This is a genomic window from Nostoc sp. DedQUE04, assembly GCF_034530995.1.
Taxonomy (GTDB): domain Bacteria; phylum Cyanobacteriota; class Cyanobacteriia; order Cyanobacteriales; family Nostocaceae; genus Nostoc.
On record NZ_JAVRCA010000070.1, the window covers coordinates 1 to 26,819 of the forward strand.

General features: G+C 41.2%; 19 protein-coding genes. 10 read left to right on the plus strand and 9 right to left on the minus strand.

All coding sequences use genetic code 11. The features are described from left to right. Positions 1-213 (plus strand): hypothetical protein (locus RM049_RS32170; protein ID WP_322707076.1); only part of this gene is annotated, 213 nt, incomplete at its 5' end. Between the two features lie 934 nt (positions 214-1,147). Beyond that, positions 1,148-1,969: an SDR family NAD(P)-dependent oxidoreductase gene (locus RM049_RS32175; protein ID WP_322707077.1), complete on the plus strand. Its 822-nt coding sequence runs from the start codon at positions 1,148-1,150 to the stop codon at positions 1,967-1,969. 522 nt (positions 1,970-2,491) lie between these two features. Here the strand turns inward: RM049_RS32175 and RM049_RS32180 are convergent. After that, positions 2,492-3,730, minus strand: coding sequence for a ScyD/ScyE family protein (locus RM049_RS32180; protein ID WP_322707078.1), 1,239 nt, complete (start codon positions 3,728-3,730; stop codon positions 2,492-2,494). Positions 3,731-4,167: 437 nt separating this feature from the next. Between RM049_RS32180 and RM049_RS32185 the strand changes: the two genes are divergently transcribed. After that, entirely contained in the window at positions 4,168-5,667 is a 1,500-nt protein-coding gene (locus tag RM049_RS32185) for a glycosyl hydrolase family 57 (protein WP_322707079.1), read from the plus strand. Positions 5,668-6,524: 857 nt separating this feature from the next. Here the strand turns inward: RM049_RS32185 and RM049_RS32190 are convergent. Then, positions 6,525-7,883, minus strand: coding sequence for a sensor histidine kinase (locus RM049_RS32190; protein ID WP_322707080.1), 1,359 nt, complete (start codon positions 7,881-7,883; stop codon positions 6,525-6,527). 286 nt (positions 7,884-8,169) lie between these two features. Here RM049_RS32190 and RM049_RS32195 point away from each other — a divergent pair, with 286 nt between their 5' ends. Then, positions 8,170-8,919, plus strand: coding sequence for a Uma2 family endonuclease (locus RM049_RS32195; RefSeq protein ID WP_322675216.1), 750 nt, complete (start codon positions 8,170-8,172; stop codon positions 8,917-8,919). Between the two features lie 123 nt (positions 8,920-9,042). After that, positions 9,043-10,212 carry an S-layer homology domain-containing protein gene (locus RM049_RS32200; RefSeq protein ID WP_322707081.1) on the plus strand — a complete coding sequence of 390 codons (1,170 nt, stop codon included), beginning with the start codon at positions 9,043-9,045 and terminating at the stop codon, positions 10,210-10,212. Between the two features lie 206 nt (positions 10,213-10,418). Here RM049_RS32200 and RM049_RS32205 read toward each other — a convergent pair whose 3' ends face one another. Continuing rightward, positions 10,419-10,856 (minus strand): CAAD domain-containing protein, encoded by a 438-nt coding sequence (locus RM049_RS32205; protein ID WP_322675214.1) that lies wholly within the window; start codon positions 10,854-10,856, stop codon positions 10,419-10,421. Between the two features lie 1,133 nt (positions 10,857-11,989). Between RM049_RS32205 and RM049_RS32210 the strand changes: the two genes are divergently transcribed. Beyond that, complete coding sequence (locus RM049_RS32210) at positions 11,990-13,663, plus strand: sensor histidine kinase (RefSeq protein ID WP_322685060.1); 1,674 nt, start codon at positions 11,990-11,992, stop codon at positions 13,661-13,663. Positions 13,664-13,842: 179 nt separating this feature from the next. Here RM049_RS32210 and RM049_RS32215 read toward each other — a convergent pair whose 3' ends face one another. From RM049_RS32215 to RM049_RS32225, 3 genes are read right to left on the minus strand one after another with little or no spacing between them, the layout of a single operon-like run. Then, positions 13,843-14,544 (minus strand): carbonic anhydrase, encoded by a 702-nt coding sequence (locus RM049_RS32215; protein WP_322675222.1) that lies wholly within the window; start codon positions 14,542-14,544, stop codon positions 13,843-13,845. A 28-nt stretch (positions 14,545-14,572) separates the two neighbouring features. Then, positions 14,573-14,884, minus strand: a complete 312-nt coding sequence (locus RM049_RS32220) for a P-II family nitrogen regulator (RefSeq protein WP_289799207.1) — start codon at positions 14,882-14,884, stop codon at positions 14,573-14,575. A 4-nt stretch (positions 14,885-14,888) separates the two neighbouring features. Then, complete coding sequence (locus RM049_RS32225; RefSeq protein WP_322675212.1) at positions 14,889-15,857, minus strand: sodium-dependent bicarbonate transport family permease; 969 nt, start codon at positions 15,855-15,857, stop codon at positions 14,889-14,891. Between the two features lie 812 nt (positions 15,858-16,669). On the opposite strand from RM049_RS32225, the gene pcrA reads away from it, so the two are divergent. After that, entirely contained in the window at positions 16,670-18,994 is a 2,325-nt protein-coding gene (gene pcrA, locus RM049_RS32230) for a DNA helicase PcrA (protein WP_322691424.1), read from the plus strand. A gap of 500 nt (positions 18,995-19,494) precedes the next feature. Here pcrA and RM049_RS32235 read toward each other — a convergent pair whose 3' ends face one another. Next, the gene (locus RM049_RS32235; RefSeq protein WP_322684829.1) at positions 19,495-19,788 is read right to left on the minus strand and encodes an antibiotic biosynthesis monooxygenase; all 294 of its coding nucleotides are present in this window, start codon (positions 19,786-19,788) and stop codon (positions 19,495-19,497) included. Between the two features lie 655 nt (positions 19,789-20,443). Here RM049_RS32235 and RM049_RS32240 point away from each other — a divergent pair. Continuing rightward, the gene (locus RM049_RS32240; protein ID WP_322707082.1) at positions 20,444-22,981 is read left to right on the plus strand and encodes a calcium-binding protein; all 2,538 of its coding nucleotides are present in this window, start codon (positions 20,444-20,446) and stop codon (positions 22,979-22,981) included. 330 nt (positions 22,982-23,311) lie between these two features. On the opposite strand, the gene RM049_RS32245 is transcribed toward RM049_RS32240, so the two are convergent. Together RM049_RS32245 and RM049_RS32250 are read right to left on the minus strand one after the other, a co-directional pair. Further along, complete coding sequence (locus RM049_RS32245; RefSeq protein WP_322707083.1) at positions 23,312-23,845, minus strand: GAF domain-containing protein; 534 nt, start codon at positions 23,843-23,845, stop codon at positions 23,312-23,314. Positions 23,846-23,849: 4 nt separating this feature from the next. Continuing rightward, positions 23,850-24,767: a metallophosphoesterase family protein gene (locus tag RM049_RS32250; RefSeq protein ID WP_322675208.1), complete on the minus strand. Its 918-nt coding sequence runs from the start codon at positions 24,765-24,767 to the stop codon at positions 23,850-23,852. A 135-nt stretch (positions 24,768-24,902) separates the two neighbouring features. On the opposite strand from RM049_RS32250, the gene RM049_RS32255 reads away from it, so the two are divergent. Continuing rightward, positions 24,903-25,799 (plus strand): hypothetical protein, encoded by an 897-nt coding sequence (locus tag RM049_RS32255; RefSeq protein ID WP_322707084.1) that lies wholly within the window; start codon positions 24,903-24,905, stop codon positions 25,797-25,799. Positions 25,800-25,862: 63 nt separating this feature from the next. Beyond that, the gene (locus tag RM049_RS32260) at positions 25,863-26,693 is read left to right on the plus strand and encodes an ATP-grasp domain-containing protein (RefSeq protein WP_322707085.1); all 831 of its coding nucleotides are present in this window, start codon (positions 25,863-25,865) and stop codon (positions 26,691-26,693) included. Positions 26,694-26,819: the final 126 nt, after the last annotated feature.

Sequence of the window (26,819 nt, forward strand, 5' to 3'; positions counted from 1 at the left end):
TTTGGAGTACCTCAAAACGACTTTGGAGTACCTCAAAACGACTTTGGAGTACCTCAAAACGACTTTGAAGTACCTCAACACGACTTTGGAGTACCTCAAAACGACTTTGAAGTACCTCAACACGACTTTGGAGTACCTCAACACGACTTTGGAGTACCTCAACATGACTTCGAGGTATCTGTTTTACAAATATTCTTAACCGAGCAGTATTGATATCCATCCTTGCTGCGAGTAAGCCGATTTAAGCGTGGGGTAATAATTTCTAATTACGTAAATTTACGGAATACGACTTTAGGCAGAATCATCAATTAGGAATCATGTTGACTTACAGTTAGATCCCCGACTTCTCTAAAAAGTCGAGGATCTTATTATTCATGAATGATTGAAGTTGGTTATAGACAAAGCAAGTCTCAAGCATTACTTTGATGAACTCAAAGCTAAACCTAAATAAATTACTATTTATCCTAAAATTTTGGCAGATAATTTTAGACAACAATCTAGCCATTTTTGATTATTTTCAATCAATAAAGGTCATCAATCTTTATTTTCAATAAAATAGTAAATATGCAGTAAATATACTGATGTAATTTTGTGAGTTAAAAACTCTAACTATTGCAACCATCAGCCAAAATCCTATATGTCTTTTTTGTTTCTAAACCATGAATTAGATATAGCAATTTCCTAAAACAGGGCTATTTGTCAGGAAAATGAGATATTTATGCTGAGGGATTCATAAAAACTTATTTAATAAAATCTTTTGTATATATATACTTGTCGTTAAAAAGTATTAAGAAATTCTTATTAAAGAATATTGCAATAGCTTGATTTAATTGCTAACGTGTGTATGACAGCAATGCTGATGAACGCTCGGATCTAGGAGAAATAAAATCTATGAGCTATACCCATTCAGCCAAGTGTGTTAGGCTTTGACGGGTTCAAAACGAGAAATTTCTGCCTCATATAGACAACTATGAGGGATTGCAGATTAACCAAGAAATGTCTCGTTGCTAAAGGCTTAGTTTCAGTTTGATTTCAATTGCGATTGATTATTTGTCTTACTTTGTGCCGACAAGCAAGTAGCTCTTGCTTGTGTGTATCGGCAATAACGAGGAGTTTGGTAAGACTTAAATTTTGGAGAATAAAACTAATGGAGATTCAAGGTAAAGTTGCCCTAATTACAGGGGCTTCGCGTGGAATTGGACGAGCGATCGCCATCGAATTAGCGCAACAAGGCATCAAGCGGATGATATTGATAGCACGCGATCGCCGCAAGTTAGTGGAGGTAGCCAACGAAATCGAGGCGATGGGTACAGAAGCTGCGATCGTGGCTTTAGATTTGACGCAGACAATTGAAGTAAATATCGCTGTTGCCCAACTCTGGCGCAATTACGGACAGATTCATCTGCTGGTTAATTGTGCGGGAGTCGCATATCAAAGTTCGTTTTTGCAATCTAAAATGCCCCAAGTTCAAGAAGAAATTTCGGTGAACTTGTTAGGGATGTACAACCTCACTAGTTTGATTGCTCGACGCATGGCCAGTCAAAGACAAGGGACAATTGTCAATGTATCGAGCTTGATGGGGAAAGTTGCAGCACCAACGATGGCGACATACTCAGCAACCAAGTTTGCCATCTTAGGATTTACCCAAGCCTTGCGCCAAGAATTAGCCGAACACAATATCCGCGTGATTGCATTACTGCCTTCCTTGACAGACACAGACATGGTGCGCGACTTAAAATTATTCCGCTGGGTAATCCCCATGACTCCCCAGCAAGTGGCTAAAGCACTCGTCACCGGAATGCAGAATGATTCATCAGAAATTTTAGTCGGATGGCAAAGTCATTTAGCTGTGTTGTGTCAACGCCTTGCCCCTTGGTTGTTAGAGCTAATTTTATGCATAGCAACACCGCCAGCACCAAGCAGACAACGACTGATTGAAAAACTTACCCCTTCCCGTAGCGTCTCGTAGAGAAGGGGAGACGCCGAGGGCGATCGCAGACTCAATACTCAATACAGTTCGATTAACATATTTCTCTCTCGAAGATCCCCCCAACCCCCCTTAAAAAGCAGGGCTTTTTCTCCTCTTTACCCCCTTTTTAAGGCTACGGTGTACACACAAGTCTGAAATAGCTGATTAACTCAAGGTTTTACCCCACCCTAACCCTCCCCTTGTAAAGGGTAGGACTTACGCACTGTACAAAAGAAGCATCTTGTGTATTAACGTAAATAGGTCGTTTTAGGCTTTTGAAGGGCGCTTTTGATTGCTGGCGATCGCCAAAATATGATTGAAAAACCTAGCTAGAAGCCTTGAAAACGATACCTGTTATTTTCGCTTTTCTGTCAATGCGTAAGTCCTAAAGGGGAGGGAACTAGATTGCTTATTTCCCCCTTTACAAGGGGGGATTAAGGGGGGTAATTTGACTTGTGTGTACACCGTAGCTTTTTAAGGGGGTCGCCGTAGGCGGGGGGATCTTATCCGAACCGTATTGACTCAACACTCCTGAATAAACTTCTCCGAAATCTTCAGTTTTTTGGCTTTACCCTTGTGCAAAAAAGTAAGGCTCGCAGTGCCAAGAAATGCTAATAAGCTGAAAGTAGAAGTAGATTCAGGAACAGACTTGGAATTCTCAATTTTGATAACTTGTCCAAGTCCAGGGCCATCGCCTCGGTTTGTCACGTAGATAGCATCATCAGCACCAATAGTCAAAGCAGTAGGAGACTCTAATCCATTGCCACTAAGAATAGTTGTGCGAGTCCCATCAGGAGCTATTTTAATTACAGAACCATCTAGATTACCTTTCCAGAGTGACTGATTGGCGTACTGCAAAGCATATAAATTACCTTGACTATCAAAATCTAAGTCAGTAAGTTGGGTAAAGCCATCAGTATAAACTGTTGGTTTATCATCAGCACCAACTCGGTAGATTTTTGCTTCACCTTCGGGAAAAGGAAAACCAGTTAATTGGCTAATATAATAAGCGCCATCTGGGCCTTTGGCGATATTTGTGGGTACTGCTTGAATTTCAAATGGCGATGACGATGCACCAGTGGGAAAAACTGGATTAGTTAATGTCTGGCGGGGAATTGTGGCGATCGCTTTCAAATTACTTCCATCAGTCCCGACACTGAGTAACTCATTAGCACCAGTATCAACTGCAACAATCTTATTTCCATCTAAAAGAAGAGAGAAGGGATTGCTAATTAGATCGCCACCATCGGGATTATTTGCAAGTTCATAATTAGCTAAATCAGCCACACTAGTCCAAGAATTTGTATTGAAATTAGCAGTAATGATTTTTCCTAAGTCAGTGTTACCTAATGTGGCGCGAAATGTAGGATCGGAAGCATACCCAACTGCAATATAAGGCTTGCCAGTAGCATCAAATTTGATATCTTGAGGCCCACTACTATCAGTACCATTTGGTAATGCTAAAGAAGGAAGTCCTGTAAGTATACGCTCTTGTGTACCATTTCTAATTTTGGTGACTGCACCAGTTGTGCCATAACATAAAGATTGACCTGCGGCACTCGGTGAAGGAACACAAGCTCCACTTCCACCTGTTCCTGCCTCTGTGACATAGAGACTGCCGTCAGGGCCAAAACTTAGACCCCGTGGACTATTAAGATCGTCGGCAATTACTGAAAATGATGCCGCTTCTGCTGCTTTTATTCCTGAAAAAGCAGCAATACAAACGCTCAAAAATGTAATTCCAAATTGTTTTAGTTTCATTAGACTCCTCCTAAAATTAAATTTGCGTAAAGCATAGAATAGAAAATTTTATATTGATAAAAAATAATATTTAATGTTTATAGTTTCTGTGGATTTTAGAGCTTATTTAAAAGAGGGAAACAGATTCAAGCCCAGAAAGCCAGATGAAATCTGAATTTCTGAATTTTGAGTTGTATCATACCATTTTCAAAAATATTTGCAACATAATGAATCAGCTATAGGGAGGTACAAATGTACGCTTATAGCAACAACATTAAATAGAATTACTGTATATTTTTTAGTGTTTTTTATACAAGTGCGATATCAAAACTGTTGAACAACACAGATATTGCGGGACTATTGAGACGATCGCAGTTTGCATCAATAAATAAAGTTGCAGTTCAGAAATTGCTGGGCGATCGCATAATGAGACATACCTTGTTTCGGAGCAATCAGAAATGCTTTCCTTCCCCACAACCCTGACTCCTTTGCCCGAAATCATTGATGGCTTGCCGAATATTTCTGGTTGGGAAACAGAGGTTCTCTCTGTGGTTAACCAAGATCGACCAGTATTTTTACCAACAACGAATATTCGTTTAGAAGATGTAAATGCTGTGTTTGCGATCGCTTTGCACATGCACCAGCCAACTATACCTGCTGGAAATGGCGGTACACTGATCAGCAATCTGCAATATATGTTTGAGCATCCCCATGAAGGGGATAACCACAATGCAGATCCTTTTGCCTATTGTTACAGGCGCATGGGTGACTTGATCCCCGAACTGGTAAATCAAGGTTGCAATCCGCGTGTAATGTTGGATTACTCTGGTAATCTTCTGTGGGGACTGCGGCAAATGGGACGCGGTGATGTTCTCGATAATCTTAAACGTATTACTTGCGATCGCACCTACCAACCTTATGTAGAATGGCTGGGTACAATGTGGGGTCATGCAGTTATTCCTTCCACACCCATAGCAGATATTAAATTACATATCGTTGCATGGCAACATCACTTTGCAGCAATTTTTGGCTGGGAAGCACTAGCGCGAGTCAAAGGATTTTCGCCCCCAGAAATGCACCTACCCAATCACCCTGATGCTCTCTATGAATTTGTGAAAGCGCTGAAAGAATGTGGATATCGCTGGTTACTTGTTCAAGAACATTCTGTAGAAACCCTTACTGGTCAATCTCTCACTTATAAACATTTACCACATCGTCTAATTGCCCGGAATTCTCAAGGCGAAACAATTAGCATCACAGCTTTAATTAAAACCCAAGGTTCTGATACTAAATTAGTTGCTCAGATGCAGCCTTATTATGAAGCAAAAACATTATCCAAACAACAACTTGGTAATGTGTCTGTACCACCAATAGTTAGCCAAATCGGCGATGGTGAAAATGGCGGCGTGATGATGAATGAATTTCCTAGCGCTTTTAAACAAGCTTGGTGGGATATGGTCAATAACGGCGGAGGAAAATCAGGTATTGTTGGTGTGTGTGGTACAGAATATTTAGAATTAATCGAAGCAGCAGGATGCAAACCTGAAGATTATCCAACTTGTCAGCCAGTGGGACAATATCAGATTTGGGAGCGAATTTCACCAGATAATATTCAACCGGAAGCTGTAGAGAATGCAATTCAAGAATTAAAGCAAACAAACTCTAATTTTCATCTGGATGGAGCCTCGTGGACAAATCATATCAGTTGGGTAAAAGGATATGAAAATGTGTTATCTCCCATGTATCAATTAAGCAGTTTATTTCATCAAAAGATCGATCCATTACTGCAAACTGACTCAGCAGAACCGATTGCTAGACAATCTCAATACCGTAACGTTCTTCTACATAACCTTTTGCTGCAAACTAGTTGCTTTCGTTATTGGGGGCAAGGCGCTTGGACTGATCACGCGCGGGAAATTTATCAACGTGGCGAAAGCTTGCTGCAAAAGACATTTTAATTAATTGGTGTTCTAGCCGTAACGCACTGCATTTATTAGTGCGTTACGCCTGTTTTAACGCACCCTCCAATTTAATGCTTGCTGAATCTACCAAAATAAATACGCGATATACCGAAATGAGAAAGTAATCAAGCATTTTGAGAAAGCAATATGCCTTTTTGTTTGCTGAATCTACTAAAATGAGAAAGCATTTAAGCATTTTGAGAAAGCAATATACCTTTTTGCTTGCTAAATTTACCGAAATGAGAAAGTAATCAAGCATTTTGAGAAAGCATTTAAGCATTTTCCTTAATGAATTTTGTCAACAAATGAAGTTAAGGTGAAGTTACTGAAAGTATTCTTTATAATTTCGATGCCAAAGTAAATATTGAGTTTTATCCTTGAACACAACCTACAAATAAATAGACAAACAAGGAGCTTAGAACCTATAGCGCTTCTCGGTTGAGTCCAATACAGACCTAACCCCCCTTAATCCAGCCCTTTCAAGGTGGTGAAATTTAAAACGAAAATTGGTAATTTCAATATTCAAAAATCCCAAAATCTCGGCGGAGGATTCAAAATGGTAGGACTGAAACACTGAAACAATGTATCTTTGTTCGTCACCTTGAAAGGGCTACCCCCCTTAATCCCCCCTTGGAAAGGGGGGAAACCGGAAATCTAGTTCCCTCCCCTTTCCAAGGGGAGGGTTAGGGTGGGGTAAAAACTTGGTTAATCAGCTATTTCAGACTTGTGTGTATACCGTAGCCTTTTAGGAGAGAGGTTTGGAGAAAGGTCAAAGTGTATTGCTTCTATTCGATAACCGCTATATTTATAAAATAAAATATTTACATTTAGGTTATTTTCCTAAAAGCATATTGCTACACCAAAGGTAACAATATTTCAAATTTTGTACCTATACCAATCTGTGAATGAAAATTCAATTTACCGCCATGTCTCACAGTGATAATTCGATAACTTACTGCTAAACCAGTATTTTTACCATTCTTTGTTTCCAGAGAAAAAGACTCCGTAATTTGCTGTTGTAATTCTTCAGACATTCCAGAGCCATTGTCAGCAATGCGAATTAAAACCCAGCGAGAATCGGGTGCATCTGGGTTGCTTGCTTCTTGTGATATAACTTCTGTGGTAATCTCAATTCGGGGTTTTTGAACAGTCTTTGTCTCTTCTAAATGTAACTGCTGTCGCACTGCTTCATTGAGTAAAGTATCCACAACTTCACTTAAAATATTCATCAAAACCTGGTTTAATTGCCCCATAAAGCAATATACTGGAGGTAATTGACCGTAGTATTTGACGATTTCAATTTCTCCTTGAAGACGGCTATTAATTAATAAAATGATGCTATCTATACAGGCGTGTAAATCTACTGGTTTGGGAAAAAGCTCATCAATGTGACAGAAGTTTTGCAAGCTAGTAACGAGTTTTTTTAATCTTTCCGCTCCTGTGCGAATACTAGCGAGCGATCGCGACAAATCTTGTTCTAAAAAATCAAATTCAATTTCTTCTTTAATCTGATTAATTGCCTGAGAAGCTGATGGTAACTCTCGGTCGTAAGCTGCTATGAGTTTGAGTAAATCTTGACTGTAGTTTGAAACATAAATTATGTTCCCCCAAATAAAACCCACTGGATCTAAAATTTCGTGGGCTACGCCGTCTACTAAACGCCCCAAGTTTGCCATTTTATCATTTTGAATCATTTGGGCTTGACTGCGTTCATAACGAATCAGATTGTCGATTCCCCGAATTTGCCAAGAAATAATATTCAATTCTTGGACATCTAACAATCTATAAGCGCCAGATTCCGTTTCTACGACAATTGGTTCTGCTAATAATTCTGGCGATCGCTTTAAGCTAAGTTGCATTGTTGTTAAAATCGATGTTGTATCAGTAACAAGCAACATCGGTGTCCGCACATAGCTGTAGAGAACAGCTAATGGTTGCTGAACAAATAACTCTTGTCCGAATGGACGAATCAAAAATTCTAGTAGTCGCCGCCGCGAAATCATCCCAATAAACTGTCCCTGTTCTACCAAAATTACTCCTGGTAACAAGGGGTATTTGTCCAAAAAACTAGCCACTTCCATCCCGGTGTGGCTGATTTCCACCGAGAAGTTATACATTGGTAGTTCTTGGAGAGTTGAATCTAAACCAAGATCGCGATCGCTACCCTCAGACAAAAATGGCGGTGAGATTTGGCAACTAAATTCTTCTGGCACTAGACACCCTGATTTTTTCAAAGACAGGTAAAGAATAAGTTAATATTTTACATTCTGCCACCCTCAAAATCCGGTTTTAGTTTAGGTATCTAATAAAACTAATGGTCTATCAAGCTGAAAATCTTTCTCAGGCGACTGGAAGTAATTGGCGGGCAATTTATAATCCGGGTGGAGAATATTGAGAAAGCGATGTCTACGACGGTCACTGAGCGCAGCCGAAGTGCGGGCTACGCCTACGCAAGCTAAACTTAAAAATAACCTTTACCAAAAGTGCAAAGGTAGCGTTATGACTTCTGTAACCGATCCACCCAACGCTCTGGCTCCTTTCCCCTTCCCCGATCATACCCAGCTTCCTGAGTCCAATGGTACTTTTGTGAAAAATTGGCAAGAGCATCCCCAAAGCCTTCTACTAACTGACTCAATTACACCCATCCTCAAGCAATTAAATCCTGAAGGTGAATACTGTATAGGGCAGGACTTAGGCATTTACTGGCGCTTGACCGATCCCCTTGAAAAAGGCGCGGAAGCACCAGATTGGTTTTATGTCCCGAATGTACCGTTTTTGCTCAATGGGCAAACCCGACGTTCTTATGTGATGTGGCGAGAATTTATTGCCCCGTTGATTGTCTTAGAATTTGTCTCTGGGGACGGTAGTGAAGAACGAGATAAAACTCCTTTGAAGGGTAAATTTTGGATTTATGAGCAGGTGATTCGTCCTGCCTTCTACGGCATTTATGAAGCGAGTAAAGCCAGCCTAGAAGTTTATCATCTGATTGAAGGACAGTATCAGATTTTACCAGCAAATGAACGAGGACATTATCCTATAGTTGCTTTGGGTGTTGAATTAGGCTTATGGCAGGGAAAATATCAGAATGTGGAATTACCCTGGCTGCGTTGGTGGGATTTACAAGGGAATTTGTTGTTGAGTGGCGATGAAAGAGCCGAACAAGAATCCCAAAGAGCCGAACAAGAATCCCAAAGAGCCGATCGCCTAGCTGCCCAATTGCGATCGCTTGGCGTTGAACCAGAAATCTAATACCGTACTACAAATTACGAATTACGAATTACGAATTACGAATTAAAAAAGGGCTGGTGTAAAAGAGTCATCTGTGGCTTAATTTGTTTAGACACAAATTTTACTGCTACCAGGGTAATCACGATGACAAATAGACCTCCTTCCGAACCGGAGTCATCTCAAAAAACTGCCCTTGGCTTTGATGAATTTATAGCCATTCTGGTTGCCTTCACCACTATCGGAGCGATTCTTTTTTGGTCATTGTCCCGCAGAGATTCTAGCTGGAACTTAAACGGACTGCTGTTGCCTTCCTCTACTCCATCTCCTAGCGTTCAACCAAATCAAGTATTGCCCTCTCCTACTGCCAAGGTAGAACCTTATACAGTCCCCAACAGCGTTTTACCCTATTCTCCACCTGAGGCTGTTGTTGAACCCAAGACACCTTCATTCCCAACTAACAGCGCAACTCCTTACCGCGCAATGTTACCATCTATTCTGGTAATCCCAACTCAATCCCCACAACCACAAAGACCTATATCTCCTGCAACAGAACTTGAGTCATCACTCAAATCATCAGCATTGCCTTTAGTAACTCCGGCAAAACCAAAATCAATCATTCCGCCGCCAATTGCATTTAACGATGTGCCTAATGACTTTTGGGGTAGGCGTTTTATAGACGTTCTTTCTGCCCGTGGGATTCTCAAAGGATTTCCTGATTATTCTTTTAGACCAAATCAGCCTGTAAACCGCGCTGAATTTGCTGCCATACTAGAAAAAGCTTTTGACCAAGAACCATCTAAGACTGCGATCGCATTTCAAGATGTACCAACAAAATTCTGGGCAACTTCAGCAATTGACCAAGCCATCAGTGCGGGTTTTCTCAAGGGCTACCCGAAAAAAACCTTCAAACCACAACAAAATATTTCGCGAGTGCAAGTTTTAGTTGCCCTTGTCAGTGGGTTGAATTTGAAAGCACCCACTTCCCCAAATCAGATTATCAGTTTCTATAAAGATGCTAAAGATATTCCGCCTTATGCTGCCGGTAAAATCGCTGCCGCTACAACCAATGGTCTGGTAGTTAACTACCCAAATCCCCAAGTCCTCGATCCCAACAAAGTAGCTAGTCGGGCGGAAGTGGCGGCGATGATTCATCAAGCTTTAGTCAAACGGGGCAAACTGGCGGCAATTACATCTCCGAATATAGTGCGTAGGGATAGCCCAACCCAGGCATCGCCCAAAATATCTCCAGAACTTCCACAGACTCCAAAACCGAACCCAAAGGGTAAATTGCCCACCGCAGGTTCGCCTCAATAATAATTACTAATTAGTAATTCGTAATTAAACCAAGGTTTGAGAAAGCGACCTTTACAGGTCGTAGTGTTAATAAACTTCGTAAGAAACTTCGAGAGAAGTCTGAACGCTGAAAATCGGCGTTCAGACTTCAGTCATTTGGAATTAGGTGTACTTCTACACAGGAGTATACTACGCGTAGCGTCTCATAGAGAAGCGATAATTAGATATTAAGCTTCTGGAATTTGTTTGCCGACAACTTGTGATTTAAGAGTGGTGATTTCACTCGTTAACTCTTTCCTGGTTGAGGCTTTGAGTAAATAACGGTAAACAAACCAGGCAGAGTAACCAATACCGATCAGTTCAAAAGTAGGTGCTACCAAAGGGATATCATTCAAAGCATCTAATATTGCCAAGAGTACTTTAACGGCAACAATCGATCCTACAATCAAACCAACTGTTACCAGGGGTTGCTTATATTGATTAAAGAAGCTTCCTAGATAATCTGGTAATGTTGCTAAAAAGGTAGAAATTTGCTCCCCGTATTTTACCCATTCGTCTTGAGGCTGTGCCGGAGGCTGGAGTTTGGTGATGGTTCCCGTTTGGCTGTTGATCTCTGCCACTGTAGTCTCTTTAGATTGGGTTTCGGTAAATTCTTGTTCTGGCATTTTCACTCCTATTAATTTGACAGTTGAGTTTTTCTAATCTGGATAATTACAACCAAAGGGTTGTTGATTAGGTAATGTACTTGGGAATCAGTACAATTTGGTGAAAGGCACAAAAAGTTTTAGTGTCCTATAACCATAGTTGCCCCATACTATCTACTGCATCAACTACAAGATAGACAGTCAGTAGGAGGATAGAACTCAGAAAGCAGCAGGATGTATTATAATCAACTTCCTGAGTTCTATTTTTGGAATCAACCGGAATCCTCAGGTTGTGATTATCCCATTCCGTGTCATTTGCTCATAATCGTACTAAATCTAAGTACAGATTATGCAAAAATCACTCTACTTCTCATTTATATAAGCCTAGAAGCCGATTTTATCCGATATTAAAGCTATCTTAAGCCGCGTTCATCAATTCACGCATTCGTATTGATATTAATACGTAATAAAAATTTTTGCCCGTCCATATAGACTAGACTTTTGACCTGTTTTATGATAGGTGTGCCTGAATATGGGAGCAGGGGAGCAGGGGAGCGGGGAGATGAGGGGACAAGGGGACAAGGGGACAAGGAGATAAACAAAACTCCTAACTCCTAACTCTTAACTCCTAACTCATTACTCATTACTCAGCACTCCTAATGCCCCTTTGCACCTCTGCTTCTTCCCATCCCCAATTTCCAATAAGTATCAAACCTTTTGTTTTTTTTCCTGATTGTATTAATTTTATAAGGAAGCAGTAAGGTAGAGTAGTGGCTTAGGCGATCGCAATAACTCATTGCTTGCTATCAACCGCATATTGTGGAAAGTAGTGTAGTCAGGAGAAGACGCTCTCAGGTGGGTCTTTGGTGGAGGAAACTATATCATCGATCCTAAAAAAAGTAAGTTATTTTTATAGTAATTATACTTAGATAAACAGTTGGAAAATTTACTTATATAATTTAAGGTGGTACTAATTATCTAGCAAGCAATGATTTGCTCTTGCGATAAAAGAAGATAATGTAGATGTTAATGACTAATTAAGATATTTTGACAATCTAAACTAATTTGATTATTTTTGCAGGAAGGCAAGGAGGTTTGAGAAATGCTTTCCTCAAAAGCCAACCCCTATATACAGCAGTTCAAAAAGCAAAAAAGTGTCAGCCGAAGAGCCATCGACAGACGAACTCCCAACTATAGAATTTCCTTCACGAGGGAAACTCAAAGCTAGTTCTTGGCGTATCCATCAAAAAATTGGTTATGGGTACTTTGTAGCTATTGGAATTGGCTTTTTTGGCTCACTGACTGGGTTAGTGATTGCTAATTACTACCGAGGAAGGGAAGTTAGACAATTCAATCAAGCTTATGAACAAGGACAACTACTGAGTAATTATAAAGATGCCGTAGTAGGAGCGCAATTACATAGTTATAACCTAGTTGCTGTATTAGAAAATTCACAACAACTGCAAAACAAAAAAGCTGATTTTCTGAAGAATGTTGAAAAAGCCAAGCAACTAGAGTCAAAAATTGGCGGATTTCTCGATACTAAACCTAAAAGACTAGCAGCAACAAGTTCGACTTTACAGACCTTATTGCTGGATTATAAGACTAATTTAAAAGCCTACGTTGACCAAATCGAGGTTGTCTTACAGAAAATTGACTCCCCAAAAGTGCAGCCTCAGAAGATTTCTTCGGCCCGATCGCAGTTATTAACAATAATGCGTGGTGAAACAGCCATGCAGTTAGACCAGCTTTCTCAAAGCTTGACTAACATCCTGCAAACTGCCCAAGAACAAGAGCAAGAAAGGCAAAAAGCCGTTGAGCAGGCGAGAATAGTTGAGCGATTCATCGTGATCGTGAGTATGCTGGTTTCGGTAGCGATCGCAGCTATTGTAGCTTGGCGTACTAGTCGAGCGATCGCTGAACCAGTGATCACTGTAACCCAAGTAGCTGAACAAGTTGCCAGGAAACATAATTTTGATTTGCGAGCGCCTGTTACCACTGAAGATGAAATTGGCCTACTCGCCAAATCTCTAAATCGTCTGATTGAGCGCGTATCTGAGCGAACAAAAGAACTACAACAAGCTAAAGAATTAGCCGAAGCTGCTAGCAAAGCAAAAAGCATATTTTTGGCCAATGTCAGCCACGAATTACGCACACCATTAAATGCTGTCATTGGCTTAAGCCAACTACTAGAAGACGACGCTACGGATCTTGGTTTATCGCCAGACTTTATCACCGACTTAGAAACAATTAATGCTGCTGGTAAGCATCTACTGCACTTGATTAACGAAATCCTCGACTTGTCAAAAATCGAAGCAGGGAAAATGACCCTGTATCCTGAGACATTCGAGATTGCAACGCTAATTCATAACGTTGTTCTCACAGTCAAGCCAGCTATAGAAAAAAATGCCAATGTTTTAGAAGTGGATTTTGATGAGCAACTTGGCACCATGTATGCCGATCAAACCAGGATGCGGCAGGTGTTATTAAACTTACTAAGTAACGCTAGTAAGTTCACTACAAACGGTAAGATAATGCTGACAGTCAAAAGAGAAAAAGATGAAGTCCGGCTGGATGCTCCTTTAGGCAGCATTATTTTCACCGTTACCGACACAGGTATCGGTATGTCTAACCGTCAACAGCAGCAGTTATTTCAACCTTTTACACAAGGTGATACTTCAACTACCAAAAAGTATGGAGGTACGGGATTGGGGTTGGCAATTAGCCGCCACTTTTGCCAGATGATGGGTGGTGAAATTATTGTCAAAAGTCAGCCAGGAATTGGCTCTACTTTCACTATTCGTCTGCCAATGACTGTGCAGGATTGAATGGGGCATTGGGCATTAGGAGTGCTGAGTTAGGAGTTAGGAGTTAAAAGTTAGGAGTTAGGAGTTTTGTTTATCTCCTTGTCCCCTTGTCCCCTTGTCCCCTCATCTCCCTCATCTCCCCGCTCCCCTGCTCCCCTGCTTCCCTGCTCCCCTGCTCCCCTGCTCCCTCATCCAGTGAATTAAGTAATGATACTCACCCTCCCTGTATCCAAGTCGTAACGTCCTCCGACAATTTTTAATTTGCCTGACTCCACCTGCTCAGTTAAAAGCTTTGAGCGCTTCAATCGTTCAATTTGATATTGCACATTTGCCACCACAGCGTTTTCAACTGCATCACCAGACTGACTTTTGACTTTTTCTACTGCTGGCTTAATTGCCTTCACAAAAGTACTAATATCACCGAGTAACGATTCGTTTTGGACAGCTGCGGTTACTGCGCCACAACGCTCATGGCCCATCACCATCAGCAGTGGAGAATTTAATAAGACAACTGCATATTCAATACTGCCGATCGCTTCATGTGTGGCAATATTGCCGGCAATCCGAACATCAAAAATGTCCCCAATGCCTTGATCGAAAACAATTTCTGCGGGTACTCGTGAATCCGCACAACTAAGAATAGTTGCAAATGGATGTTGAGCTTGAGCAACTTCGTGCAACCGCAGCTCAGATTGATCGGGGTATTGGGGATGATGAGCGACAAAGCGCTGATTTCCGTCAATCAGCTTTTGCAATGCTGCATCGGGACTGAGAGATTCAGGGGAAGTTGAGGGGATTTCGGCAGCTTTAGCCTGTTCTACCCGCCAGAGTAAATCGCTGGCAGTTAGCATCATCCCAAAGGCCCCGGTCATTCCTAACTTCAAAAAGTCACGACGTTCCATGAAATGTTTCATTGAATTTATAACTCTCTTACAGAGACGCGATACATCTGACAGAGCGAATTTCCATCACATCGGAAACGTAACAAGTACCTCCGAATTTATTTAGGAGTGGTCTGATATTTTCGACAACACGCTTGAGTTCTTCTGGCATACAAAACGCGAGAATGTAAACATTATCAAGCATGGTCATGTCTAAATCTTCTGTTGTTCCTCGTAATCCTTTACCAACAACATTTCTAATGACGGCATGGTTATGTACACCTGACTTGTCTAAATTATCTAAAATTTTGGCAAGCTCAAAGGAGTTGGCGATAATTTCTATCTTTTTAACTACGTGCATATTATTACCTCCAGAATAGGTTGATTCCGTAGAGATATAGCGGAATTCCCACAATAATATTGAACGGAAATGTGACTGCTAGAGCGGTAGAAACATATAGGCTGGGATTTGCTTCGGGAACAGTCATCCGCATCGCCGCAGGCACAGCAATGTAAGAAGCGCTGGCACACAATACAGCGAATAGCAGCGAATTTCCCTGAGGCATACCGATGAATTTGGCGATCGCTAACCCAATGGCTGCATTGAGTATTGGAATTAGTATGGCAAATAAAATCAGGAAAACTCCGGTTTTTTGCAAGTCTTTAATTCTTCTGGCAGCCACCAGTCCCATATCCAATAAAAAGAAGGTGAGAATGCCATAAAACAACCCTTGAGCAAAGGGTTCTAATACGTGCCAACCACGTTCTCCTGTCAAGACACCGATTAAGAGGCTACCGACTAGGAGAAAAACTGAACTATTAAGAAATGCTTCTTGCAAAACTTCCGACCAAGCAAACTCTCGCTTTTCATCGGCGGTGAATATACTCACCAAGATCAGACCAACAATGATTGCCGGAGATTCCATCAGGGCAAGAGCTGCTACCATGTAACCATCATAATGAATACCAAGCTCTGTGAGAAAAGCACCGGCAGTGATGAAAGTGACGGCACTGATAGAACCGTAGGTTGCTGCGATCGCCGCAGCATCGTAAGTATCCAGTTTCACCTTTAGGATAAAAAAGGTGTAAATTGGAACAAGGCAAGCCATCATCATTGCTGCCACGAGTGTTAGAATTACTTCCTGATTCAGTCCACTTTTGATTAGTTCTACCCCTCCCTTAAAACCAATTGCAAACAGCAAATACAACGAAAGGAGTTTGGGTACTGGTGGGGGAATTTCCAAATCAGACTTGACAAAAACAGCAGTCATGCCTAAAAAGAAAAACAAGATTGGCGGATTCAAAATGTTGGATACAATTAAGCTAAAATCCATATCCACCCCTCTTTATACTGGTAAAACTTGCAATTAAAGAAATTTTTCATCTTTAAAAATTTAACGGTTCAATGATGATGTATCCTGTATTGTTACCTAATGTCAATTGGGTACTCAAAGAGTGAATAGTCTTATTGGTGACTATACTTTCAGTTAGGTATTACAGCGTTTTTCAAGCAAATAAACCACGGTCTAGGAAACATTGTCATGTCCCCAGAAAAACGTATTCGGGCAATTTATTAATTTAATTGCCCCTACTGTTGACAACAGAACAAGTTAGAGCTTGCTCATCATATTTTGATGTTTGATTCCCCGTCGCTGATTTTACGACAGAACGCGCAGGAATAATTGGTCGCTAACTTATCTACGTAGAAAAGTTAACGTATTGTAGGGACAATTCATAAATTGCTACGACACAAACGTTGTCAAAATCCCAGTATTTTTTGATTTACAACAGTTTTGTAAATCCTGCTTGCTCAAAATGCCGATCGGATGTAAAAGCTTGAGTAATCCCCTCCTGTATCATCACTGCAAAGCTAACACAGTCAGTTAGCCCCCAATCTTTATAGCCCCGCCCCTTGTGGGCGGAACAAATCTAAAATCGTCTTTTCTTCAATCCCTAAGCCCCGACTGTAGTCAAGCGGGGTTAATCCAAAATTGTAAATCTAAAATCCAAAATCGATTGACCAAGTTTCGTTAGGATGTTGTAATCTGGGCAATAGCGACTTTCTATTGATGTGACCCCAGGCGTAGGTGTAGCCCGCACTTCGGCTGCGCTCAGTGACCGTCGGAGACATCGCTTTTTCACATCTATGACAACAACCATCGACTTTCTCAGTCACCTTAACCCCAGCCAACGTCAAGCTGTCGAACACTACTGCGGCCCGTTGCTAGTTGTTGCTGGCGCAGGTTCCGGTAAAACACGAGCGCTGACTTATCGCATTGCAAATCTGATTCTGAAACACCGTGTCGATCCAGAAAATATCCTGGCGGTTACTTTTACGAATAAAGCCGCGCGGGAGATGAAAGAACGGATTCAACGGCTGTTTGCCGAACAACTGGCGATGAAACAACACGGTCAGCGATTGGATTTGTTGACAGAATACCAACAAACACTACTGCGATCGCAAGTTTACAAAAACACGATCAAAGACTTATGGTGTGGCACTTTCCACAGTCTATTTTCTCGCATTCTCCGCTTTGATATTGAAAAATATGTAGACGAAAAAGGACGCAAGTGGAATCGCAATTTCTCTATCTTTGATGAATCAGATGTTATCAGTCTGATCAAAGAAATCGTTAATAAAGAGCTAAATTTAGACGATAAGAAGTTTGACGCTCGCTCTGTTCGCTACGCTATTAGTAATGCTAAAAACCAAGGTTTATCGCCCCAAGAATTTGAACGAGATCAACCCAATTATCGCGGGCGAGTAATAGCCCAAGTTTACAATTTATATCAAGATAAGTTAGCACAAAACAACGCTCTTGACTTTGACGATCTGATTCTTGTACCTACGAGATTATTTCAACAAAACGAGCAGGTATTGGGTTATTGGCATCGCAAATTTCGTCATATCCTCGTAGATGAATACCAAGATACTAACCGCACTCAGTATCAACTGATTAATTTATTAGTTACTAATGGCGAAACCAAAAAGAGCGAATGGGAATGGGAAAATCGCTCAGTTTTTGTTGTCGGTGATGCAGACCAATCAATTTACAGCTTTCGGATGGCAGATTTCACCATCTTGCTAGGATTTCAGGAAGACTTTGGCGATGGTTTGGTAGATGATGACACCCGAACGATGGTTAAGCTAGAAGAAAACTATCGTTCTTGTGAAAACATTTTGCAAGCGGCTAATGAATTAATTGAAAATAACACCCAACGGATTGATAAAGTTCTGAAAGCGACGCGGGGAACGGGTGAGCAGATTACTTGTCACAAAGCCGATGAAGAACTTGCAGAAGCAGCATTTGTAATTAATCAAATTAGCACTTTAAAAAACCAAAATCCAGAGTTAGACTGGGGTAGTTTTGCCATACTTTATCGGACAAATGCCCAATCTCGCCCCTTTGAAGAATTGTTGGTGAAATATCAAATTCCTTACACAGTTGTAGGAGGAATGAGATTTTACGATCGCAAAGAAATTAAAGATGTAGTAGCTTATTTAAGAGCGATCGCTAACCCAGCTGATACAGTCAGTTTATTACGAGTCATCAATACTCCCCGGCGGGGAATTGGCAAAACCACTATTGACGCTTTGGTAAATGCATCTGGGCAACTAGGGACAACTTTGTGGGAAATACTCAGCGATGAAACATCAGTTAATACATTAGCTGGACGGGCGACAAAAGCTGTAAATAACTTTGCCGAAATGATTAGCCGTTGGCAAGGACAAGTCGCTACGCTTCCGGTAACTGAGGTTTTGCAAGGAATATTAGAAGACTCTGGTTACGTTCAAGACTTGATGAATCAAGGCACAGATGAAGCCACAGATCGGGTACAAAACGTTCAGGAACTTTACAACGCTGCGCTGCAATTTCAAGAAGAAAACGAAGAAATTTCCTTGCGAGACTTTCTCAATAGTGCTGCCCTCAGTTCCGATTTAGATAACTTAAAAGAAGGGCAAACAGCCGTTTCTTTAATGACTTTACACGCTTCCAAAGGTTTGGAATTTCCTGTAGTGTTTCTGGTGGGATTAGAACAAGGACTATTTCCTGGCTTTCGTTCGCTAAGTGACCCCGCATCTTTGGAAGAAGAACGCCGCCTGTGTTATGTAGGGATTACTCGCGCCCAAGAAAGGTTATATTTATCACACGCGCGGGAACGTCGTTTATATGGTTCTCGCGAACCTGCTGTGCGATCGCAATTTCTCGACGAATTGCCAGAAGAATTATTAACTACTCAACGCCTGAGTCGCCAAAGTTATACCAAAAGTGCCTCTACTCCGAATGGAAAGCAAGACACGAAGCAGAATTGGCAAGTAGGCGATCGAGTATTACACAAAACTTTTGGTCTTGGTGAAATCACCCATGTTTTCGGAACGGGTAATAAGATGTCTGTAGCAATTAAATTTTCTGGCTTAGGACAAAAAATTGTTGACCCCAGAGTAGCACAGCTGCAACGAGTAGAGTAATACCAATTTGAAAAAAGAATGCGACAAATAGACGATTTGTAGAGACGCGATTCATCGCGTCTGTCTTTACCCAAGGATGTGTTGCAATCATTAATTGAATTGGTACAAGGGGTATATAAACGACCAGATAGACTATATTTTGATGGTGCGTTGCTACAGAACAAGCTGTGTCAATCACAGAACAAGCATTTATAGCTCCAGAACATGCTGGACTAACTAAAACTTGTTTATTTGTAACTCCAGAACGTGCTGGACTAACTAAAACTTGTTCATTAATAAGTCAAATAGAAGTTTTCTTAACTAAAACTTCTATTTGACTTATCATTTTTGAACTTCTTATAATTAATCATTAAGTTGATTAAATCCAACTTTAGTTTTACTTATCTAAAAACGAGTTATTTGTAACTAAAACACCAACATTTATAAGTTGAGTTTAAGTTGTATTAACTCCAGCTTCTTCTAAACTTATCAAAGGATGAGTTTTTATAACTTATTGTTTTTCATATTTCAATTTCTTCAAAGTGTTCAACAGTGGGAAATGGCTCATAAAAATGATGCAGAAGTTTTTTCCACTCTTGATACTCAGCAGAACTTCTAAATCCAACAGTATGAGATTCTAAAGTTTCCCATCTGACAAGTAATAAGTATTTCCCGTTGACTTCTATACATTTATGCAATTCATGGGATAAATATCCGTCCATTGAGGAAATAATTTTAGAAGCTTTTTTGAAAGTAGTTTCAAAATCAAATTCTAGACCAGGTTTGACATGAACAATAACTGCCTCAAGAATCATAAAATTTCTATGTTAAGTAATATTTCGCCAACGCTATTGCTATCTTGGCTCAATGCCGTTTTTTTGTGACAAAAGGATTTTCCTGTAACTCTTTCATAGCAAAGTTTTTAAGCTTTGCTGTGCGGTGAAATATGTCTTCTCAATATTTTATCGCAATTAAATTTTACCAAAAAATCTAGCCTTAACCTAGTCTTAACTCGTATTTGAACTACATTGTGTTATATACTATTTCAATGTAGTGCAAAGTAGTGCAAAAAGTAGCACAAACTTTAAACTGTAACAATTGAAATCTTATTTCAAGAAACAGATTCTCAAGACAATTGGCTTAGTTAGGTTGATTTTTTTTTAGATTGGCTTAATTTTTAATGAAGAATTTGAGATATACAGGCTTTTGTTTTACTTTAAATACAAAAGATGAAAGTAACCGCTCAATAAATCGGGGCGAACTACCAGTTCAGGAACGAGTTTACGCCATTTGAGCCTTGTCACTGAGCGATTTACCCCGGATTATTAAGCGGTTACGAAACCAGTCTAAGTAGATGTTGCATTTCTTTGAACTACCTATCTAGGGTTTTCCCCGCTGGCAGGGTTACTCATAGATGACACCTCTGCCAGCGAATATCTCTGAATCAAACTTATAACCGAGGGGATTAATATGGCAGACATTATTGGAGACAACAGCAATAACACTCTAATTGGCACGTTTGAGAATGACGCTATCCTTGGTCAGGGCGGTGATGATAACCTCTTTGGTCGGGGGGGCAATGATGACCTCTTGGGTGGGGCTGGCAATGACTCGCTTAATGGCGAGGACGGCAATGACCTTCTCAATGGTGAGGACGGCGAGAACACCCTACTTGGTGGGTTGGGCGATGATGTCCTCCTTGGTGGATCTAGCAATGACCTTCTCGATGGCGAGGATGGGGACGATCAACTCCTTGGCAAAGGCGGTGACGACACCCTGCTTGGTGGGTTCGGTAATGATGCTTTCCTTGCTGGATCTGGCAATGACCTTATCGAAGGCGGGGACGGAAATGACCGACTCACTGGAGAAGACGGTAAAGACCAACTCTTTGGTGGGGAAGGGGTTGACACCCTCAATGGCGGGGCTGGCGATGACCAGATTGATGGCGAGAATGGCGATGACAACTTGATTGGTCAGGCTGGCGATGACACCCTCCTTGGCGGGGCTGGCCATGACCGACTAGAAGGAGGGGACGGGGATGACAAAATCTTTGGTGGGACTGGCAATGATACTGCTGACTATTCAAATAGCACTGCCGGTGTCACCGTCAACCTGGCGACTGGAACCGCCGAGGGAGGGGCTGGGAATGATGTCCTGTTTAATATCGAACAAGTCTTTGGTTCTGGTTTCAAAGACTTTCTAATTGGTGGGCGCGGTAATGATTCCCTCTTTGGTAGAGGTGGCAATGACCTGCTTGATGGTGGAGTTGGCAATGACCTGCTTGATGGCGAAGAAGGCGACGATACTGTCCGTGGTGGGGCTGGCGATGACACCTTGCGTGGTGGGACTGGCAATAACCAACTCTTGGGTGGAATTGGTGTTGATACTGTTGATTATTTCAGTGCCACTTCCGGAGTCACGATTAACCTTGCCACTGGAACCGCTACAGGGCAGGGCAGGAGTGATGTCCTGTTGGAGATTGAAAGAGTCGTTGGTTCTAGGTTCAATGACACCATCCTTGGCGGAGCTGCCAATGACTTCTTCATCAGTGGTGGGGACGGGAATGACTTTGTCAATGGTGAGGCTGGTAATGACCGCCTCTTTGGCGATAACGGCAATGACACCCTCCTTGGCGGGGCTAACGACGACTTTATCAATGGCGGGTACGGCAATGACTCCCTGCTTGGCGGTAGCGGCATTGACATCCTGCTTGGTGGGGCTGGCAATGACTTTCTCAATGGTGAGGACGGGAATGACAACCTCATTAGTAGAGAAGGCAATGATACCCTGCTAGGCGGCAACGGCAATGACGCCTTGCTTGGTGGGGATGGCGATGACCAACTCCAAGGTGGAGGCGGGGATGACCAACTCTTTGGTGGGACTGGCATTAATACTGCTGACTATTCAAATGCCACTGCTGGAGTCACCGTTGACCTTAGCGCTGGAACTGCCAGTGGGGGAGATGGCAATGATGTCCTGTTCAATATCGAGCAAGTCTTTGGTTCTAGTTTTAGCGACTCCCTGATTGGAGCAGGCAGCAGTGATACCCTTTTTGGCAGAGGCGGCAATGACACCTTGCTTGGTGGGGATAGCGATGACTTTCTTGATGGTCAGGAAGGTAATGACCTCGTGTTGGGCGAGGATGGGAATGACAGCCTGTTTGGCGGGGCTGGCAATGACCAAGTCGAAGGAGGAGAAGGCAATGACACCCTCGGTGGCGGGGTCGGCAATGACATTCTCCTTGGGGGGCCTGGAAATGATGTCTTCATAGGCGTTGATACTAATGGTTCTGATTCTCCTGGATTAGGGGAGGTTGATATCCTAACTGGAGGGCCTGGGGAAGATAAGTTCTTACTTGGAGATGCTACTAATGTCTTCTATGACGATAACAACAGTGGAAGTAGTGGTTTAGCAGACTACGCTACCATCAGTGGCTTCAACTCCAACGAAGATGCAATCCAGCTCAAAGGAACAGTGGGAGACTATCGCTTGCAGACTGTGGGAGCCGATACAAGGGTATTTTTGGACAACTCAGGAGAGCTAGATGAACTCATTGGTGTTGTGCAAGCATCGCCTCTGAAGCTTGATAGTGACGACTTCCTGTTCTACGAGAAAGAAGATGCTGGACAAGGGACAAATAACACACTAGCTACTGCTGAGAAGCTAGGTACTTTAACATTAGGTTCAGAAGTTAATACCTCTGCTCAACTGGCAACGCTTCCAGGGAACAAGCCTGATTTCGACTTTTTCACATTTTCTTTAGCCAACCCAGGAACTGTGACTATCAACACGCCGACTTATAACAATAACTATCCAGTTCTCGGCCTATTTAATAGTGCCGGTAACTTACAGAGTTCCAGTAGTTCTCAATCAATCACCGCTTCACTAGGGGCAGGTACTTACTCCATTTCAGTAAGTGATTATGATTACTTCCCTCAAAATGGCGGGACTTTCAGTTCTGGCTATTTTAATGCTGGTTCCTATACGCTAGGAGTCACTGTAGCCTAAAGACAAATCGTACTAAGAAAAGCGGAAACAGTTGCCAATTAAGAAGTTTGCAGTTGTTTCCGTAATTCTTGTCGAGGTTTTGTCATGAAGGGGTAGGCTTTGGGGCGGCGTTTTTGAACTCACTCGTGGTTCCCTGCGTGCAGGACGGTCAGTAACAACTTTGTGAACGATAATTTTGATTGTTCTGCTCATTCATAAACCTGCCTTGAAAATAAGGCAGGGCTGTTTCATTCGATCTCTTGGAGATTTTGTCAAGAGTATGAATCATAAATTTGCATGAGTGGGAAAAACAAAAACTACCACTTCAATCGAGAAATTTAAGTGCTAACACTAATCAAAAGCAGACTTTACATAAGAAACTGCAATAGGCGTAATTTTTTCGACAAGATTATTAATCACTACTCGTTCATATTCAGTCCAAATTCTGGGATGACCAAAAATACATGGTTGTAAAATTCCCCAGAGTTGCCCATCCTGGCGGATATGGGCATGAATAAGGGCACGATGTCCAAAATACTTCTGTTCAAATTCCCGATTTAAAACCTGAGAATCAGCTGTTTCTACATCTTCTACAAAGATTGAAGGTTTAGCACGTAGCGCAGCAGCAAACATCGGATCTTCATCTGTTACAGATGGGGGTTGTGTTGCCCATTCTTCATTATAAACAGTAGGTACATCTGGAGTACGAATCCAACAAAAGGCAACTCTACCAAGGTTATTCTGTGGATTGTGCAGATATAGAAAACATCTATCAGACTGTAAAAAATCGCCTATAGCTGGTAACAGTGCAGAAAATATAGCATCTGGTGTTTGAGATGATTCTACAATATTTTTGAGTGCAGAAGGAAGTTCTTGCTGAGTCATATAACTAAGCTGATTTTAATTGAATAATCCCTTTATCAAAAACGCGATTATTAGTAGCGATCGCACTTATTTCTATTCTATCTTTATACACTTCATAAGAAGCAAAACTTAAGTCACTGGTAGAATATCCTGTCCACTCAGAACGCCCTACAGGACGATTACCAGCACCCGCACCACAAATTAAATAAGTTGTCCCATCAATAGCACGAGTGCGTTCATAATTATGCTCGTGACCATTGATGTAAAGTTGAACGCCGTATTTTTTAAATAGGGGAGTAAAAGTTTTAATAAAATCTGGATTATTCCCATACTGACCCGATGAATAAATCGGATGATGACCAAACACTACTTTCCAAGGAGCATTACTAAGACTTAATTCTTTTTCTAACCAACTTAGCTGATTTTTCCAATCAGCATTTCCGTTAGTATCTAAAGCGAAAAATTGTACTTGATTACGTTTAAATGTATAGTAACGCCCCTTCATATTAAAGCCAGCATACTTGACTTGTGGATCGCCATTTTCAGTACGAATATCGTGATTACCTAAACAAGCCTGAAATTTCACACCAAGCTTTAGTAAACCTTGATAGGGACGTTCAAAAACTGCATTAATTTTCTCAATCTCGCCGTTATTGTAAATGTTGTCTCCAGCTAAAACGACTAAATCATAAGGATTTTTCTGATGATACGCATTCATCGCTCTAGCCACAGCATACTGTCCTTTAGCGCCAGTCCCCGTATCTGCAACAGACACAAAACGTAATAACAAGTCTTTTTTGGCTGGGTTAGCGGCTATAGCTGTTGTTGAGTCGCTAATATCAGCACTTTGATGATTTTGATGAGTAAACATCCAGGCTAAAAATCCTGTACCAATGGCGCTGAAGCTACTTAAAAATAAAAATTGACGGCGTTTCAGGTTCATAACTCACCAAATTTAATAAATAGTCAGTTTAGCTGAAGCAATGTGCAATGTAGTGATACATTAAGGCAAAAGAAGGCAGCACCAGTAATAATGTACGTTGTTTGTCTTTGATTCGCTGCTTTTGGTGAAAGTTCCATGTCACAAGACAATCAGTCAAAACCGACGGATAAGCAAGTAACTCAACCTCCCCAAAAACCTTACCAGAGAGTTCAGCCATTTTGGAAGGCTAAAATTATCCAACTTCTCCAAGGAACGATTGGGGTTTTAGAAGTAACGGTGGAAAAACTGGAGACAGCACCCCCACCTGGTACTGAGGAAAAACCAGGTTTTTTTCAGCAGCTTCAGTTGCGGTGGGGTGGATTGTTAAGGACAATCCGCTTGTTTTTACCATCAAATTTGTCAACAAAGTTATCAGATACAGCTTTGACGGGAATTGTAACTGGAATTGCTGTAATTCTCGTTTGGACAACTACGACTATCTTTACTGGGAAACCTACGGAAATAGCAACTGTTCCCCCAGTTGAAGAGGTTCCGATACCAACACCAACGATAACTACTCCACCGGAGTCAGTTGTACCAGAACCACAGCCAACAGAGGAAATTACACCGCCAGAAGCACAAATTACCCCACCAACACCAGAACCAGAACCAGAACCAGAACCAATTCCTACGCCAACGCCAATCCCAACACCAACGCCAACGCCGACACCCATCATAGAATTGACACCTGAACAAGCTTTGATTGCAGCTATTGAAAATCAGGTAGCTGAAATTAGCGATCGCGTTGCCTCTGGTCTGATAAAGTCAATTCAAGCCAACTTCCGTACAAGTAACTTGACTGTCAAAATTAGTAACGATTGGTACACTCTCAATGAATCTCAGCAAGACAAACTAGCTGCGGAAATATTACAACGCTCTCAAGAACTTGATTTTACCCATTTAGAAATTCTCGACTCCCAAAATCAGCTAATAGCTCGTAACCCAGTTGTTGGGACTGAGATAGTAATTTTTAAACGGCAAACAGCAAGTTAAAATAATTCGTAATTCGTAATTCGTAATTCGTAATTCGTAATTTTGAGTGAATTTTCAGTATTTATGTTAGAAAATGTTTTGCTATTGCTGAAAGCTTGTGAAAATTTAAATATCAGCTATGAAATTCTTCATCCTTCGGAAAATTTAGTCAAAATAAAATTGAATAGTAAACAGCATTATTTTTGTAACTATAGCACTCCCTTACTTAATCAAGCAGTAGCACACCTGCTCAAAGACAAAGAATATACTTATCATGTTTTAAATAAAAAAGTTAAACTTCCTCGGACAGTGGGTTTTCTTTCCCCTTTTTGCGACACCAAATATCAGATTTACTTAAAATTTCCAACTATTCAAGATATCGTATTAGAAATAAAAGAAAACTTTGAAACACCAGTAATTATTAAAAGAAACTCTGGTGCAAGCGGACATAATGTCTTTTTGTCTAAGAATCTAGATGAAATTGAAACTGCTTTAAAAGAAATTTTTACTATTAATCATAAATATGATTACGTCGCTCTTGCTCAAGAATTTATTCATATCAAATCTGAATATAGAGCGGTTTTCTTAAATAAAGAGTTAGTTTTGCTCTATGAAAAAGATATAACTGATGCGAAATTTATCGGTAATCTCAGTCCTCTACACTGGGATGGTGCGAAAGCCAAGTATATTAACGATCCACAAATACTATCAGAGATTGCTAATTTTGCTCAACCAGTTTTTGAAGAATTAGACCTTGATTATGGTGGTTTTGATATCGTATTAGATCGAGATAATCAATATTGGTTAATTGAAATCAACTCTCACCCCAATTTTGGCATCTTTATTAGAGACAATGGAGAGGAGCATGTGTTGAAAATTTTTGAAAAAATGCTCGTTAGCCTAGCCTCAAAATAAAAAATTGGCATTGCATAATTAAAGTATGAATTTAAGCGTAGGCGTAGCCCTTCTCCTGTCGGAGACGCTGCGCGTAGCTTACTTCCCCAAAGGGGTACGGCTGCGCTCAGGAACCGCCCGTCGTAG